The sequence below is a fragment of the Streptomyces sp. NPDC007875 genome (genome assembly GCF_042868035.1).
GTDB lineage: Bacteria > Actinomycetota > Actinomycetes > Streptomycetales > Streptomycetaceae > Streptomyces > Streptomyces antimycoticus.
Window position 1 is genome coordinate 229,901 of sequence record NZ_JBIADZ010000011.1, and the last position, 15,403, is coordinate 245,303.

Genomic DNA, 15,403 nt, shown 5'->3' on the forward strand with positions numbered 1-15,403 from the left:
CACAGGTTCGGGCATGGAAGGGACGTAAACCCACATGTACGCACCGGAGCGTCAGCAGGAGATTCTCCGGCTCGCCCGTGAAAGCGGGCGGGTGGATGTCCTGTCCCTCGCCGAGGAGTTCCAGGTCACCGCCGAGACCGTGCGGCGTGATCTGCGCACCCTCGACCGGGCGGGGCTCGTCCGCCGTGTGCACGGGGGCGCCATCCCGGCCGGTCGTCTGGACTTCGAGCCCGATCTCGCCGAGCGCGAGTCCACCGCCGCCGATGAGAAGGACCGCATCGCGCGGGCCGCCATCGCCGAGCTGCCGTCCGACGGCAGCGTGATCATCGACGCGGGCTCGACGGCGGCCCGGTTCGCAGCCGCCCTCCCACTGGAGGCCAAGCTCACCGTCGTCACCCACGCCCTGCCGGTCGCCGCCCGCCTCGCCGACCACCCCGGTATCGCGCTGCACCTCGTCGGCGGACGGGTCCGCCACCGCACCCGGGCCGCCGTGGACGCATGGGCGCTGCGCGGCTACGGCGAAATCAAGGCCGACGTGGTCTTCCTCGCCACCAACGGCTTCTCGCTGGACGGCGGGCTCACCACACCCGATCTCGCGGAGGGCGCCGTCAAGGGCGCCATGATCGCGGCGGCGCGGCGGGTGGTGCTGCTCGCGGACTCCGCCAAATTCGGCCGGGAGCACTTCGCCCGGTTCGGTGGCCTGGACGATGTCGATCTGCTCATCACGGACACCGGGCTCAGCCCGCAGGACGCCCTGGCCATCGAGCGTCGGGGCACGGAAGTGGCACGCGCATGATTCTCACCGTCACCCCCAACCCCAGCCTGGACCGTACGTACGAGATCCCCGCGCTGGAGCGCGGCACCGTGCTGCGGGCCACGGCCGACCGGGTCGACCCCGGCGGCAAGGGCGTCAATGTCTCGCGCGCCGTGGCCGCCGCGGGGCATCGCACGGTGGCCGTGCTGCCGCTCGGCGGACCGGAGGGCGCGCTGCTCGCACGGCTGCTGGGAGAGCTGGGCATCGAGGCTGCGGGCGTGCCCGTGGCGGGCTCGACCCGGGTCAACATCTCGGTGGCCGAACCGGACGGCACCCTCACCAAGCTCAACGCGGGCGGGCCCGAACTGAGCGACGCCGAGGCCGAGGCGGTGCTGGAGGCCGTTCGGACGAGCGCCGAGAGCGCCGACTGGATCGCCTGCTGCGGCAGCCTGCCCCGGGGACTCGCGCCCGAGTGGTACGCCGAGCTGGTGGCGCGGGCCCACCGGGCGGGCGCCCGGATCGCTCTGGACACCTCCGGCCCCTCGCTGACCGCCGCCCTGCGCGAGCGTCCCGATGTGGTGAAGCCCAACGCCGAGGAACTCGCCCAGGCCGTGGGCCGTCCGCTGGCAACGGTGGGCGAGGCGGTCAAGGCGGCCGAGGAACTGCGGGGGCTCGGTGCCCGCGCCGTGCTGGCCAGCCTGGGCGCCGACGGTCAGCTGCTGGTCGATGAGACGGGCGCCTACTTCGGCACCGCGCGGGTCGCCGCCGTGCGCAGCAACGTCGGCGCGGGCGACGCCTCGCTCGCCGGATTCCTCGCGGCGGGCGGCGCCGGGCCCGCCGCACTCGCCTCGGCCGTCGCCCACGGGGCGGCCGCGGTGCAGCTGCCGGGCAGCGCCATGCCGACCCCGGCCGACCTCGATCCGTCCGCCGTCGTCACGACGGCGGATATCCCGCTGGACCGTGTGCTCAAGGAGCCCGCGTGACCGGCCGACCCCACTCCCACCCCCCAATCCCCACTCCGTCCGCCCGCCTCCCCCAGGGCGGCACCGCACACAAGGGAGCCGCGAGATGAGTGAGCTGATCACCGCGGATCTGGTCGACCTTGACCTGTCCGCCGACACCAAGGAAGCCGCCGCCCGGTCGCTCGCCGAACGCATGGTCGCGGCCGGCCGGGTCACCGACCTCGACGGCTTTCTCGCCGATGTGGTGGCGCGCGAGGAGCAGATGCCGACCGGCCTGGACGGCGGCATCGGCATACCCCACTGCCGCAGCGCGCATGTCACCGAGCCGACCCTGGCCTTCGGGCGCAGCGTGGCCCGGATCGACTTCGGCGCGGCGGACGGGCCGGCCGATCTGATCTTCCTGATCGCGGCCCCGGCGGGCGCGGACAGCGACCATCTGACGATCCTGTCGAGCCTGGCGCGCCAGCTGATGAACGCCGACTTCACCGATGCGCTGCGCTCGGCCGACCGGCCCGAACGGGTGGCCGCCCTGATCCGCGGCGAGGAGCAGAGCGCACCCGCCGCCGAGGGGACGGGAGCCGGGCGAACGGAGGCCGAGGAGCCCGCGGCGGCAGGTGAGCCCGCCGCAGCTGAGCCCGCCGCTACTGAACCCGCCGCTGCTCAGGCCACCGACTCGGAGCCGGTTGCCCCCTTCCGGATCGTCGCCGTCACGTCCTGCCCGACCGGTATCGCCCACACCTATATGGCCGCCGAGGCGCTGGAGAACGCCGGTCGCGAGGCCGGGGTCGAGCTGGTGGTCGAGACCCAGGGGTCGGCCGGGTTCGACAAGCTCCCCGCGGCCACCATCGCCGCCGCCGACGCGGTGGTCTTCGCACACGATGTGGAGGTCCGGGACAAGGCCCGCTTCGCGGGTAAGCCGACGGTGGACGTCGGAGTGAAGGCGGGCATCAGCCGCCCTGCCGAACTCATCGCCGAGGCGCGTGCAAAGGCCGCACGCGGCGAGATCGGCGCACCGGCCGACGGCGCGGCGGGGCGCTCCGCGCCGATGGACGAGGACGGTCCCGCCGGTGACGGCTTCGGCACCCGGCTGCGCAAGTGGCTGATGACGGGCGTCAGTTACATGGTCCCGTTCGTCGCCGCGGGTGGTCTGCTGATCGCGCTCGCCTTCGCGATCGGCGGTTACGAGATCGCGAGTGCCAAGTCCGTGGCGGACCACTTCGTCTGGGCCGAGACCAGCAGCTGGGCTGCGCTGCTCTTCCAGATCGGCAGTGCGGCGTTCACCTTCCTGGTGCCGGTCCTGGCGGGCTATATCGCCTACGGCATGGCCGACCGGCCCGGTCTGGTCCCCGGTTTCGTGGGCGGCTACATCGCGACCACCATCAAGGCCGGATTCCTCGGCGGTCTGGTCGCGGGTCTGATCGCGGGCGCGGTCGTCATGGGCATCCAGCGGTTCAAGGTCCCGGCGGCGCTGCGCGGCATCATGCCGGTGGTGGTGATCCCGCTGATCTCCTCGGCGATCGTCGGCGTCCTGATGTTCGTGGTGATCGGCAAGCCCATCGCCTCCGCGCAGGAGGCGATGACCGACTGGCTCAACGGCCTCTCCGGCGCCAACGCCATCGGTCTCGGCGTCCTCCTCGGCCTGATGATGTGCTTCGATCTCGGCGGCCCGGTCAACAAGGTGGCATACGCCTTCGCGACCGGCGGTATCGCGGTGTCGGACCCCTCCACCGGAAGCCTCAAGATCATGGCCGCGGTGATGGCCGCGGGTATGGTCCCGCCGCTGGCGCTGGCCCTCGCCACCACCGTGCGTGGACGGCTGTTCACCAAGACCGAGCGGGAGAACGGCAAGGCCGCCTGGGTGCTGGGTGCCTCCTTCATCACTGAGGGCGCCATTCCGTTCGCCGCGGCGGATCCGCTGCGGGTGATCCCCTCGTCGATGGTGGGCGGTGCCGTCACCGGTGCGCTGTCGATGGCCTTCGACTGCACGCTGCGCGCCCCGCACGGTGGCATCTTCGTGGTGCCGCTGATCGGCCAGCCGTTCCTCTACCTGCTGGCCATCGTGGCGGGCACGGTGGTCTCGGCCGGTCTGGTGGTCTTCCTCAAGGGGCTGCGGAAGACGGCGGAGGCGGAGGCCACCGGCCAGGTGGGCGGCAAGACCGCCCCGGGCGGTACCACCGAGGACGAGTCGAAGGTGGCGGTCGCGGTCTGACCGCATCTCAGCCACCCCCTGCCGGGTCCGGCGGCCCGCCCACGTCCATGGGCGGGCCGCCGGTCGCTGTGGGCGGGCCGCCGATCTCCGTGGGCGGGCCGCCGGACTCCGTGGCCAGGCCGCGCGAGGCGTAGTAGGCACCGAGCGCGGCCTCGCCACCCGACCCCATGGCGGTCGCGATCCGCTGGAAGCGAACCGACCGCAGATCACCGGCGGTGAAGACCCTGGGACGCTGGCTCCCGGGAGGGCAGTACCCGGACCGGTCGGTGGCCACGGCCCCGGCCGGGGGCGCCGGGGCGCTGCCCAGATTGAGGAAGGCGAGATCGGCCGTGAGGACCCGCCGCTCACCCTCCACCGTCCGGACCTCGGCGGTGACCGGTGCCGAGGAGGGCCCGAACTCCAGCCGCCGCACGGCTACCAGCTCCACCCGCGAGTCCCGCCGGATCTCCTCGGTCTTGTAAGCGTCCTCGGACGGATACGCCACCACAAAGCGGGTCCTCAGCTCCGGATGAGCCCGTGCCACGGTGCCCAGGGGCCGGTCCGCGCCCAGGACCAGCACCGTCCGGTCGTCGATCGCCGCCGGATCCGCCTTCCACAGCGGCGGCAGCGCCCGGCCCGCCACGCCCCCGAGCCATCCCGCGCCCTCAGGACCCAGCGGCCCGACCCCCGTGGCGACGACCACATACGGGGCGGTCAGCCGCGCTCCACGCCCCCACGCGGGCCCCACCGGCGCCGTGGGCTCGACCGCGACCTCGACGCGGTCGTCGAAGGCGTCGATCAGCGTGGCGCGGCTGCCCAGCTCCACCCGGCACAGATCACATCGCGCCAGATCGGCCTCGATCGCCGCCGCCAGATCCGGGCCGTTGGTGACTCCGAGGACATTGCTCACCACCGGGATGCGCCGCAGCGCCCCGCACACCGCGTCGCCCGACTCGATCAGCACCGAGCGCATCCCCACGCTCGCCGCCATCACGGCGGCGGCGCAGCCCGCCGGACCACCCCCGACGATCAGCAGATCGGTGTCCATATGAAGCCCCCTTCTCTCCGTCTCTCCGGCCCGTTTCTCTCCAGGCCGGACGCTTCCTTCTCTCCGGTCGGGAGGACAACGGGCCGGATCAGCGGCTGTAAAGATCCCGGTATGCGGGGAAGACACCGCCCGGGCCGTCCACGGTCTCCGCCGCGAGCACCGCCTTGACCACTGCCCGGGTCAGCACATCCGCCCCGGCAGCCAGCACTTCGTTCAGCGCGCCGCTCTCCCGGTGCACCCCGAACGCCGGATCGTCGGCGCCCTCGGGGCCGCCCTCCGGTATCAGCGGCCGCCCGCAGGTGGCCAGGGCGAAGACCGTGTCGCCGTCGGAGAGCAGATGCACCGGCCGGACGGCCCGCGCCAGACCGTCATGCGCCGTACCCGCCAGCTTGTGCGCCTGGGCCCGGGTGAGCACGGCATCGGTGGCGACCACGGCCAGCGTGGTGTTCAGCGGAGGCCGCACCGACGCGGCCTGCCGCCGCTGCGACTCGGCCCGCGCGGCGGTCAGCCGGCGCATCGCCTCCGCGTGCTCGGCCGCATCGGGCCTGCGGGGCCCGCCCTCGTCCGACGGCCCGTAGTGCTCCCCGTAGAGCACACCCGTACCGGGATCGACGACCGATCCCACGGCGTTGACCACCGCCAGCGCGGCCACCGTGACACCGGACGGCAGCACCGTGGAGGCCGAACCGGTGCCGCCCTTGAGCCCACCGGCCACCGCGCCCGTGCCCGCCCCCACATTGCCCTGCGCGACCGGCGCCCCCGTCTCCGAAGCGGCCGCCGCATCGATCGCCTCGCGCCCCAGCACGGCGTCCGGGCGGGCCCGCCAGTCGCCGCCCCGGCCCAGGTCGAAGAGGGCGGCGGCCGGGACCACCGGAACGACCTGCGCCGGATCGGGACCGACGCGGAAGCCCCGGCCGTGCTCCTCCAGCCAGGAGGCCACCCCCGAGGCGCTGTCGAGCCCGAACGCGCTGCCACCGGTCAGCACGATGGCATCGACGCGCTGGACAAGATTCCGCGAATCGAGGGCATCGGTCTCCCGGGTGCCGGGACCACCGCCGCGCACATCGACCGCGGCGACCGCACCGCCCTCGGGGGCCAGCACCACGGTCGTCCCGGTCAGCCGGCCGCCGCCGGACCGCTGGGCATGGCCCACCCGCAGTCCACGGACATCCGTGAGGCCGTCGGCCGGACCGGTGGGGGTTGATTCGGAGTTTGTCCGCTCGGCATCCATGGAAGCTATGCGTAGCACGGGAAGCCATGGCATGGTCGGGTACCGAGACGTGAACCACTCCCTCTTCCGCCCGCCCGCGATCGCCGGCGAAGGCCACAGGACAGGATGAGGACCTCTCATATAGAGGGCGTTCATCAGACGTTGATGGCGTGACAGCAGTCTGGGCTGTATGCCGTTCGCCCCCGTCCGAAAGAAGACCGCCGTGCCCCGTAGCTCTCGGACGGAGGAGCTCCCGACACTGGCCGCCGACACTCGGCGGGCCGCCCGGGTCGCCCTCCGCTGGATCAGCGAGCCGGACTGCACCGAGGAGCTCACCCATGCCGAGCTGCTCGACCAGGCGGCCCGGGCCGCCGCCGCACTCACCCGACTCGGCGTCCGCACCGGGGACCGGGTGGCGGTCCATCTGCCGCTGGTGCCCGAGTCCGTGATCGCCACGCTCGCCTGCGGCCGGCTCGACGTCGTCCGCGCCAGCCTCCCCGTGGGGCTGCGCCCCCATGAGCTGCGCGAGCGGATCAGGGAGGTCGACGCGAAGGTCGTCATCACCGCGGACGCCGGGCAGCACCGCGGCGAGCTGCAGCCGCTCAAGCGGCAGGTCGACCGGGCGCTGACCGGCTGCCCCGGGGTGCGGTCCGTGCTGGTCGTCCACCGGCTCGCCTGCCCGGTGTCCTGGACGCCCGGGCGTGACCTGTGGTGGCACGACGAGCTCGGCCGATACACCGAGCCGCTGCCCGGGCCGTACTCTTGAGGCATGAACACCGCCCCTGCCCCTGGACCGCGCGATCCGGCCGCCGCGCTGATCTTCGACGATCCACTGGCGCAGCGGTCATCGGACGATACGGACCACGGGTGGGGTGAGCGGGTTCCCGGCGGCGACAGCGCCGACGATGCCGCTGGTCTGGCCCGGTTCCTCGACGAGAAGCCGCCCCACCACCTCTGACGGGTCCCTAGGCGCTGGAGCCGCTGCCGCCACCCTCGACGACGGCGCCGCGCTGTGCCACCAGCTCGTCGCGGATCTGGCGCAACAGAAGGATTTCCTCGGCCTCCGCGACGGCCTGCTCCTGCTCCGCCTTCTCCTCCTTGGCGGCCTTGCGCGCCAGATAGCGCGACATCGGCAGCACCATCAGGAAGTACACCACCGCCGCGGTGATCAGGAAGGTCAGCACGGCCGAGAGCACGCTTCCCCAGAGGATCGGAATGCCGTGGATGACATCGCCCGCGGCGTTGGTCTCGCAGGGCGCCTCGAGGCAGGAGCGGTACTTCTCGAGATCCTTCGTGCCGAAGGCTCCGACTATGGGGTTGATGAGGCCCTTCACTATCGAGTTCACGACGGCGGTGAAGGCGGCTCCGATGACGACCGCGACGGCCAGATCGATCACATTGCCGCGCATCAGGAAGGCTTTGAACCCTTCCATGACGCTCTTCTTCTCCTCGGTTACCTTCTCCTGGCTCAACCCACTGCCTCTCTCTCGCCGCGTCGGTGCTGGAGCGGACGGTTCCGCAACCTACACCCGCAGGTGAGAGGGGCATCAGGGGAGTCGGGAGAGTCAGCAGCGGCATAGCGTCACCGTCAGTCGGGAGCCGGCCGCGGCCCCGGCCAGGGCGCCGGCGTCCGCTCGCGGCACCGTCAGCACCACCAGCGCCCCGCCGCCGTCCATCCCCCCGTCCAGCACGCCGCCGCCGTCCAGCGCGGCGTCATCGTTCCCCGCGCCTTTGCCGCTCGCATCCGCCTCCGCACCGGCCTCCGGCGCGCCGCCGTCGGCCCCACCGTCCGCCGAGCGGCCGCCCGACGCGTGGCCGCTCCGGGATCCCGGCACCTCGGCCACTCGGACCCCACGTGCGACCACCCGTGCCGTGGCACCGGACGACCCGGCCCGTGCGGCGTCCGGGAGCGGGGTGGCCAGCACATCCACCCGGTCACCGGGGTGCAGCAGCCCCACCGCCGCCGCGTCGGCGATCCGGACCGGCGCCGACACCATGGCGGGGCGCGGGCCGCCTTGCCGCTCCTCGCCCGCCGGAGCGGGCGCCCGCGAGGACTCCGCATGCGTGTGGCCCCGGCCGGGCGGTGCCGCGGCCGCGAGTGCGGCGGCCGTCAGCGCCAGCCCGGCCGCCATCGCACGGCGCCGCCGCCGCATGGCCCGCCGCAGCCGGAATCCGCCGGAGCGCTCGGTGCGCACCGGATCGAAGCGTGGCACCGCGCGGGCCGGGGGAGCGGAGCGGGGTAACGCGAGGGTGGGGGACGGATGGGACATGGCACATCACCGCCTGCCGTGAGGGACCGAGTGCTTCTGGCCCCCTCACCATGCCCGCCCCCGCCCGATCCCGCTCGGGCCTGTGGACGGCCACCGGGCTGTGGACAACTCGGTCACCCGGGCGAGCGACAGCGACCCCGAGGTGGCCGCCGCGGCAGTGTCGTCCGGCTGCCCCGCACCGCCCCTACGGAAGCTCGATCCCCAGATCCCAGCCGTCGTGGGCATGGGCGCACAGGCAGTCCCGCGCGGAGCTTTCCGGCAGCTTGCCTACCGCGTCGAAGAGCACCTCACGCAGTCGGCCCACGTTCTCCCCGAAGACCTTCAGCACCTCGGTGTGGGTGACGCCCTCACCGGTCTCCACCCCCGCGTCCAGATCGGTGACCAGCGTCAACGACGTGTAGCAGAGCCCCAGTTCACGGGCGAGCACCGCCTCCGGGTGGCCCGTCATGCCGACCACCGACCAGCCCTGCGCCGCATGCCAGCGCGATTCGGCCCGGGTGGAGAAGCGCGGCCCCTCGATCACGCACATCGTCCCGCCGTCCACCGGCTCCCAGCCGCGTCCGCGTGCCGCGTCCACGGCGGCGTTCCGCCCCACCGGGCAGTACGGGTCGGCGAAGGTGGTGTGCACGACGTTCGGAATCCGGCCGTCCGGCAACGGCTCGCCGTCGAAGTAGGTCTGCGTACGCGCCTTCGTGCGGTCCACCAGCTGGTCGGGGACGAGCAGCGTTCCAGGTCCGTACTCCGGCTGCAGCCCGCCCACCGCACACGGGCCGAAGACCTGCCGAACCCCGAGCGAGCGCAGGGCCCAGAGGTTGGCGCGGTAGTTGATGCGGTGCGGCGGCAGATGGTGCTTGCGGCCGTGCCGCGGGAGGAAGGCGACCCGTCGCCCCTCGATGTCGCCGAGAACGAGCGAGTCGCTCGGCGCCCCATAGGGAGTCTCCACAGTGATCTCGGTCACGTCGTCGAGGAACGTGTAGAACCCCGATCCCCCGATGACCCCTATGTCTGCTTGCCTGCTGGTCTCGACCATGCGATCACCCTAGCCACCCGCATCCGCACGAACGACACCCCGCCTCCTCCCAGGTGGAGGTGGCGGGGTGCCGATGAAGCCGAAGAGGGGGTGGCCCGGTCAGGCGGCCGAACTCGACGACGAAGAGGAGGAGGACGCCGAGGACGACGAGGAAGACGCCGACGACGAAGACGTCGAGGAGGAGGACGAGGAGGAAGAGTCCGAGGACGAGGACGAAGACGAGGAAGACGACGAGTCGGAGCTCTCGCTCTTCGCCGCCGGCTTGCTGGAACCGCCGCTCGTGCTGCTCGAAGAGGAGCGGCTGTCGTTCCGGTAGAACCCGGAGCCCTTGAACACGATGCCGACCGCGGAGAACACCTTCTTCAGGCGTCCCTTGCAGTTGGGGCACTCGGTGAGCGCGTCGTCGGTGAACTTCTGCACCGCCTCGAGGCCCTCGCCGCACTCGGTGCACTGGTACTGGTAGGTCGGCACGTTCTTCCTCCTGGCACTCTCACTCAATGAGTGCTAACGACGCTCCATAGTGCAGTATTCCTGCGCGTCAGTCCACTGGGACGGGATATACGGTGATCGAACCCACCGTCCGAGGCCCACTCCCGGCTCCCGATCGGGGGCCTTCGCGGGCCCCGGCTCCCGCCCCCTCAGCCCGCTCCTGTGCCCAGCCAGCCCGCCAGCTTGCCGCCCCGGCCCACCGCCCGCAGCCGCCGCTCCGCCGCGTCGCGCACCGGGTCCGTGGCCACCACCAGCAGCTCGTCGCCGCGCCGCAGCATCGTCGAGGGCAGCGGTACGAAGCTGGTCCCGCCCCGGACCACCAAGGTGACGGCGGCCCCCGTGGGCAGCCGCAGCTCGCCGACCTCGACACCGTGCATCTTGGACGCCTGGGGGATCGACACCGACAGCAGATGGCCGCGCAGTCGCTCCAGGGGCGCCGACTCGATGCCCAGGTCGGCCGGCTCGGGTTCCTCGAGCCGCAGCCGGGTGGCGAGCCAGGGCAGCGTCGGCCCCTGGACCAGGGTGTAGACGATCACGAGCACGAAGACGATGTTGAAGATCCGGTTGCTGCCGGGCACATCGCTGACCACTGGGATGGTCGCCAGGACGATCGGTACCGCCCCGCGCAGCCCGGCCCAGGACAGCAGTGCTTTCTCCCGCCAGAGCAGCCGGAACGGCGCCGTGCTGACCAGGACCGACACCGGCCGGGCCACCACGGTCAGCACCAGCCCGACCGCGAGGGCGGGCAGGATGTCATCGCCCAGCTCATGTGGGGTGACCAGCAGTCCCAGCAGGACGAACATCCCGATCTGGGCGAGCCAGCCCAGCCCCTCGGCGAAGCCGCGCGTCGCCGGCCAGTGCGGCAGCCGTGCGTTGCCCAGGACGAGCGCGGCGAGGTAGACGGCGAGGAAGCCGGACCCGTGCGCCAGCGCACCGCCCGCGTAGGCGGTCACCGCGATGGCGATCACCGCGATCGGGTACAGACCCGAGGCGGGCAGCGCCACATGCCGCAGGCCGTACGCGCCCAGCCAGCCGATCGCGAGGCCGATCACCGCGCCGATCGCCAGCTCCAGGGCGATCGTGCCGATCAGGGTGTACCAGGGCTCCATGGGGCCCTGGGTGGAGAAGGCGACCACCAGGATCACCACGGGGGCGTCGTTGAAACCCGACTCGGCCTCCAGGACGCCCGTGAGCCGCTTGGGCAGCGGCACCGTGCGCAGCACCGAGAAGACCGCCGCCGCGTCCGTGGACGACACCACCGCGCCGATGATCAGCGCTTGCCGCCAGTCCAGTCCCACCACATAGTGCCCTGCGGTCGCGGTGAGCCCCACGCTCACCGCGACACCCAGGGTGGACAGGACGGCGGCCGCCGGCAGCGCGGGTTTGATCTCGCCCCACTTCGTGCCCAGACCGCCTTCGGCCAGGATGACGACCAGCGCGGCGTAGCCGAGGACCTGCGTCAGCTCGGCGTCGTTGAAGGTGACGCCGATCCCGTCCGTGCCGATGGCGACGCCGATCCCGAGATAGATCAGCAGCGTGGGCAGCCCGCTGTGCGAGGAGATCCTTACGGCCACCACCGCGAAGAGCAGGACGAGCGAGCAGATCAACAGCAGTTCATTGAGGTGGTGAACAGTCAGGGGCCGACCCTTTCTCACGGGAGCGGAGGGAACGCTGCGAACAGGTCCCCACCGACCGGAACTTCATTGCCTTACCTAACATTTTACGGGATCTTGACGCGAGCCTCCCACGAGGAGCCTTCGCCGAGGTGTACGAGCCCGGCCGGTGGCCGGTGCAATGCGTCAGTCATGACTCCGCGTAGGGGCGGCGACAGCGCTGCGCCTATGGTTGCTCCAGCACTCCAGGTTCACCCTGCCCCTCGAAGGACAGCGATGCCCGCCAACACAACCGGCTCTTCTCCCAAAAAGAAGAAGAGCCGACGTCTCCGCCTGATCGTGATCGCAGTCGTGCTGCTGCTCGTCGGGGGCGTCGGCTACGGCGCGTACTGGAGCATCAGTACAGTTCGTGCCTCATTCCCGGAGACCACGGGATCGCTGCAGCTGAAGGGGTTGTCCGGCCCCGTTCAGGTCAAACGTGACGGCTATGGGATACCTCAGATCTACGCCGGCACCTCCGAGGATCTCTTCCGGGCCCAGGGGTTCGTCCAGGCCCAGGACCGCTTCTGGGAGATGGACGTCCGCCGTCATATGACGGCCGGGCGGCTCTCGGAGATGTTCGGTTCCGGCCAGGTGGAGACCGACGCGTTCCTGCGCACCATGGGGTGGCACCGGGTGGCCAAGCAGGAGTACGACACCAAGGTGTCGCCCGCCACCAAGAAGTATCTGCGGGCCTACTCCGACGGCGTCAACGCCTACCTCAAGGACCACCAGGGCGATGCGCTGTCCGTCGAGTACGCGGCCCTGGACTTCAAGAACGACAGCTACAAGCCCGAGAAGTGGACTCCGGTCGACTCGTTGGCCTGGCTCAAGGCGATGGCCTGGGACCTGCGCGGCAATATGCAGGACGAGGTGGACCGCGCCCTGGCCTCCAGCAGGCTCAGCGCCAAGCAGATAGATGAGCTCTACCCGTCCTACCCGTACAGCCGGAACAAGCCGATCGTCCAGGGCGGCGGCGTCAACGAGCTGACGGACGAGTTCGACCCCAAGGCCACCCCGGCGGGCTCCGCGAGCGGTACGGGCGGCACGGCGGACGGAGGGGCCGCCGGAGCCGCCCAGGGGCTGCAGAGCCAGCTCTCCTCGCTCTCCAAGACCCTGGACGACGTCCCGGCGCTGCTCGGCCCGAACGGGACCGGTATCGGCTCCAACTCGTGGGTCGTCTCCGGCAAGTACACGACCACCGGCAAGCCGTTGCTCGCCAACGACCCGCACCTGGCGCCCCAGCTGCCGTCCGTCTGGTACCAGATGGGGCTGCACTGCAAGCAGGTCACCAGCGCCTGTCCGTACGACGCGGCGGGCTTCACCTTCGCCGGTCTGCCCGGCGTGGTCATAGGCCACAACCAGGACATCAGCTGGGGCATGACCAATCTGGGTGCCGACGTCAGCGACCTGTACCTGGAGAAGGTCACCGACAACGGCTATCTCTACGACGGCAAACAGCTCCCGTTCACCACCCGCGAGGAGACCATCAAGGTCGCGGGCGGCAAGAGCCGGACGATCACCGTCCGCACCACCAACAACGGCCCGATCGTCTCCGACCGCGATGACGAGCTCACCTCCGTCGGCAAGAACGCCCCGGTGGGCAGCGGCGCCGATGACGTGGCCCCCGACCGCGGCGACGGCTACGCGGTGGCGCTGAAGTGGACCGCGCTCACCCCGTCCAACACGATGGACGCGGTCTTCAAGCTGAACACCGCCAAGAACTTCAGCGATTTCCGTAAGGCGGCCCGCGACTTCGCGGTCCCCTCCCAGAACCTCATCTACGCCGACACCAAGGGCAACATCGGCTATCAGGCGCCCGGCCAGATCCCGGTGCGCTCCAGGGGCGACGGCCGCTATCCGGCGCCCGGCTGGGACTCGCGCTACAAGTGGAGCAAGTACATCCCGCAGTCGGCGCTGCCCTGGGAGCTCAACCCCGATCGCGGCTATATCGTCACCGCAAACCAGGCCGTCGTGGACAAGAAGGACTACCCGTACCTGCTGACCGACGACTGGGGGTACGGCGCGCGAAGCCAGCGCATCACCGACCTCATCGAGTCGAAGACCAAGGACGGCGGGAAGATCTCCACGGACGACATGCAGTCCCTGCAGATGGACAACAGCAGCGAGATCGCCAAGGTGCTGACGCCCTATCTGCTGAAGATCGACGTCAAGGACGACTACGTACGGCAGGCGCAGAAGCTGCTGGAGAGCTGGGACTACACCCAGGACTCGGACTCGGCGGCCGCCGCTTACTTCAACGCCGTCTGGCGCAACACCCTCAAGCTGGCCTTCGGCGACAAGCTCCCCAAGGAGCTGCGGGTCAAGGGGGAGTGCCTGCGGGTGCGCCCGGCCGACGACTCGGGTCCGCTGGAGGATCTGAACGGCAACGCCCGGCTGGTGCGTGAATGCGGTAAGCGCGATGCCGACATGGCCCAGCCGGACGGCGGCGACCGCTGGTACGAGGTCGTGCGCGACATCATCAAGGATCCGAAGAACAACTGGTGGAAGACGGCGGGCACCCGCAACAAGCCCGGCGCCACCAACCGTGACGAGCTGCTCGGGCAGGCCATGCGGGCCGCGCGCTCCGAGCTCACCGCCAAGCTGGGCAAGGACATCAACAGCTGGAGCTGGGGCCGGCTGCACCGGCTGACGCTGAAGAACCAGACCCTGGGCACCGATGGCCCCGGCGTGGTGCAGTGGCTCCTCAACCGCGGCCCCTGGAACCTCTCCGGCGGCGAGGCGGCGGTCAACGCCACGGGCTGGAACGCGGCGGGCGGCTACGACGTGACCTGGGTCCCGTCGATGCGGATGGTCGTCAACCTCGACAACCTCGACAAATCGCGCTGGATCAACCTCACCGGCGCCTCCGGCCACGCCTACAACGCGCACTACACGGACCAGACCGAGAAGTGGGCGAAGGGCGAGCTGCTGCCCTGGGCGTTCAACAAGAGCGCCGTGGACAAGTCGACGGAGGACGAGCTGGCGCTCACCCCGTAGTGACCCCGGGGCCCCGCACAGGGCTCCGAAGGCCCGGTGGCCGTCTGAGGGGCGTTTGCGCCCCCGGCCGGTCCCGGGCCCGCCGACCCTCGCGGCCTCGCCGGGAGGCGCCTCCGGGCGCCTTCAGCGGGGCCGCGGCGTGAAGCGGTGGAGGCCCGACGGGGTCACCGCCGCGTGCACCGGGCGGTCGTGGCCCTCCTCGGGTACCTCGTCCAGCAGTTCGCCGTCGTACAGCAGCACCACCAGCGCCGGATCGGCCCCCGCGCCCGCCAGCCGGGCCAGCACCCGGTCGTACGAGCCGCCGCCGCGGCCCAGCCGCGTTCCGCGCCGGTCCACCGCGAGCCCGGGCAGCAGCACCACGTCCGCCCGGGTCACCGCCTCGGGGCCGAGCCGCGGCCCCTCGGGCTCCAGCAGGCCGCGCCGGGCGGGCGCGAGCCGCTCAGGCCCCTCGTCCTCGCCCCAGTCGAGATCGTCGTCCTCGAGCAGCACCGGAAGCAGCACCCGCACCCCGCGGGCGCGCAGGGCCTCCCTCAGGGGGTGCGTACCGGGCTCGCTCCCCACGGACACATAGGCCGCCACCGTGGCCGCCCCGGCGATCTCGGGAAGCTCCAGGGCACGACACGCCAGAGCGGCGCCGGCCTTCTCGATGTCATCCGCCGTCAACCTGGACCTCATCGCCAGGTGACGCGTCCGCAACGCACGCTTACTACCGTCAAAGTTGATCACTGGGCGCGCAATCTTCCTGTCTCATGCCATATTCACCGAATACTCATCATTCGTCCCAAAGGGACCGGATAGGG

Annotated in this window: 14 protein-coding genes; 6 read left to right on the forward strand and 8 right to left on the reverse strand. The window is 71.4% G+C overall.

Annotation, left to right across the window (positions count from 1 at the left end):
* Window positions 1-34 precede the first annotated feature (34 nt).
* The 3 genes from ACFYOY_RS24160 to ACFYOY_RS24170 all read left to right on the forward strand — a co-directional run bounded on the left by ACFYOY_RS24160 (window position 35) and on the right by ACFYOY_RS24170 (window position 3,925).
* Window positions 35-796, forward strand: a complete 762-nt coding sequence (locus ACFYOY_RS24160) for a DeoR/GlpR family DNA-binding transcription regulator (protein WP_059148798.1) — start codon at window positions 35-37, stop codon at window positions 794-796.
* Entirely contained in the window at window positions 793-1,737 is a 945-nt protein-coding gene (pfkB, locus tag ACFYOY_RS24165) for a 1-phosphofructokinase (protein WP_351886629.1), read from the forward strand. The genes ACFYOY_RS24160 and pfkB overlap by 4 nt, the downstream gene beginning before the upstream one ends.
* 85 nt (window positions 1,738-1,822) lie before the next feature.
* Window positions 1,823-3,925, forward strand: coding sequence for a fructose-specific PTS transporter subunit EIIC (locus ACFYOY_RS24170; RefSeq protein WP_351886632.1), 2,103 nt, complete (start codon window positions 1,823-1,825; stop codon window positions 3,923-3,925).
* A gap of 7 nt (window positions 3,926-3,932) precedes the next feature.
* On the opposite strand, the gene ACFYOY_RS24175 is transcribed toward ACFYOY_RS24170, so the two are convergent.
* Together ACFYOY_RS24175 and ACFYOY_RS24180 are read right to left on the reverse strand one after the other, a co-directional pair.
* Window positions 3,933-4,952, reverse strand: a complete 1,020-nt coding sequence (locus tag ACFYOY_RS24175) for an FAD-dependent oxidoreductase (RefSeq protein ID WP_388589502.1) — start codon at window positions 4,950-4,952, stop codon at window positions 3,933-3,935.
* A gap of 88 nt (window positions 4,953-5,040) precedes the next feature.
* On the reverse strand, window positions 5,041-6,183 hold the full coding sequence (locus tag ACFYOY_RS24180) for a P1 family peptidase (protein WP_351886638.1): 1,143 nt from the start codon (window positions 6,181-6,183) through the stop codon (window positions 5,041-5,043).
* 202 nt (window positions 6,184-6,385) lie between these two features.
* Between ACFYOY_RS24180 and ACFYOY_RS24185 the strand changes: the two genes are divergently transcribed.
* Complete coding sequence (locus ACFYOY_RS24185; RefSeq protein WP_388589506.1) at window positions 6,386-6,928, forward strand: AMP-binding protein; 543 nt, start codon at window positions 6,386-6,388, stop codon at window positions 6,926-6,928.
* A gap of 3 nt (window positions 6,929-6,931) precedes the next feature.
* Window positions 6,932-7,120 carry a hypothetical protein gene (locus ACFYOY_RS24190; protein ID WP_014054365.1) on the forward strand — a complete coding sequence of 63 codons (189 nt, stop codon included), beginning with the start codon at window positions 6,932-6,934 and terminating at the stop codon, window positions 7,118-7,120.
* A gap of 7 nt (window positions 7,121-7,127) precedes the next feature.
* On the opposite strand, the gene mscL is transcribed toward ACFYOY_RS24190, so the two are convergent.
* The 5 genes from mscL to ACFYOY_RS24215 form a co-directional block, all read right to left on the reverse strand.
* The gene (gene mscL / locus ACFYOY_RS24195) at window positions 7,128-7,595 is read right to left on the reverse strand and encodes a large conductance mechanosensitive channel protein MscL (protein ID WP_388589588.1); all 468 of its coding nucleotides are present in this window, start codon (window positions 7,593-7,595) and stop codon (window positions 7,128-7,130) included.
* A gap of 132 nt (window positions 7,596-7,727) precedes the next feature.
* Window positions 7,728-8,432, reverse strand: a complete 705-nt coding sequence (locus tag ACFYOY_RS24200; protein ID WP_388589509.1) for an RcpC/CpaB family pilus assembly protein — start codon at window positions 8,430-8,432, stop codon at window positions 7,728-7,730.
* Window positions 8,433-8,616: 184 nt separating this feature from the next.
* Entirely contained in the window at window positions 8,617-9,462 is an 846-nt protein-coding gene (locus ACFYOY_RS24205; RefSeq protein ID WP_351886648.1) for an S-methyl-5'-thioadenosine phosphorylase, read from the reverse strand.
* Between the two features lie 99 nt (window positions 9,463-9,561).
* The gene (locus ACFYOY_RS24210; protein WP_351886651.1) at window positions 9,562-9,933 is read right to left on the reverse strand and encodes an FmdB family zinc ribbon protein; all 372 of its coding nucleotides are present in this window, start codon (window positions 9,931-9,933) and stop codon (window positions 9,562-9,564) included.
* Between the two features lie 167 nt (window positions 9,934-10,100).
* Complete coding sequence (locus ACFYOY_RS24215; protein ID WP_351886654.1) at window positions 10,101-11,606, reverse strand: potassium/proton antiporter; 1,506 nt, start codon at window positions 11,604-11,606, stop codon at window positions 10,101-10,103.
* 234 nt (window positions 11,607-11,840) lie between these two features.
* On the opposite strand from ACFYOY_RS24215, the gene ACFYOY_RS24220 reads away from it, so the two are divergent.
* Entirely contained in the window at window positions 11,841-14,603 is a 2,763-nt protein-coding gene (locus ACFYOY_RS24220; protein WP_351886657.1) for a penicillin acylase family protein, read from the forward strand.
* A 123-nt stretch (window positions 14,604-14,726) separates the two neighbouring features.
* On the opposite strand, the gene ACFYOY_RS24225 is transcribed toward ACFYOY_RS24220, so the two are convergent.
* Window positions 14,727-15,326, reverse strand: coding sequence for a 5-formyltetrahydrofolate cyclo-ligase (locus tag ACFYOY_RS24225; RefSeq protein ID WP_388589591.1), 600 nt, complete (start codon window positions 15,324-15,326; stop codon window positions 14,727-14,729).
* Window positions 15,327-15,403: the final 77 nt, after the last annotated feature.

What these genes read in the sequence shown, in the direction of transcription:
- ACFYOY_RS24160 (WP_059148798.1), top strand. Translation starts at nt 35, where the DNA reads ATGTACGCACCGGAGCGTCAGCAGGAGATTCTCCGGCTCGCCCGTGAA.
- pfkB (WP_351886629.1), top strand. Translation starts at nt 793, where the DNA reads ATGATTCTCACCGTCACCCCCAACCCCAGCCTGGACCGTACGTACGAG.
- ACFYOY_RS24170 (WP_351886632.1), top strand. Translation starts at nt 1,823, where the DNA reads ATGAGTGAGCTGATCACCGCGGATCTGGTCGACCTTGACCTGTCCGCC.
- ACFYOY_RS24175 (WP_388589502.1), bottom strand. Translation starts at nt 4,952, where the DNA reads ATGGACACCGATCTGCTGATCGTCGGGGGTGGTCCGGCGGGCTGCGCC.
- ACFYOY_RS24180 (WP_351886638.1), bottom strand. Translation starts at nt 6,183, where the DNA reads ATGGATGCCGAGCGGACAAACTCCGAATCAACCCCCACCGGTCCGGCC.
- ACFYOY_RS24190 (WP_014054365.1), top strand. Translation starts at nt 6,932, where the DNA reads ATGAACACCGCCCCTGCCCCTGGACCGCGCGATCCGGCCGCCGCGCTG.
- mscL (WP_388589588.1), bottom strand. Translation starts at nt 7,595, where the DNA reads ATGGAAGGGTTCAAAGCCTTCCTGATGCGCGGCAATGTGATCGATCTG.
- ACFYOY_RS24200 (WP_388589509.1), bottom strand. Translation starts at nt 8,432, where the DNA reads ATGTCCCATCCGTCCCCCACCCTCGCGTTACCCCGCTCCGCTCCCCCG.
- ACFYOY_RS24205 (WP_351886648.1), bottom strand. Translation starts at nt 9,462, where the DNA reads ATGGTCGAGACCAGCAGGCAAGCAGACATAGGGGTCATCGGGGGATCG.
- ACFYOY_RS24220 (WP_351886657.1), top strand. Translation starts at nt 11,841, where the DNA reads ATGCCCGCCAACACAACCGGCTCTTCTCCCAAAAAGAAGAAGAGCCGA.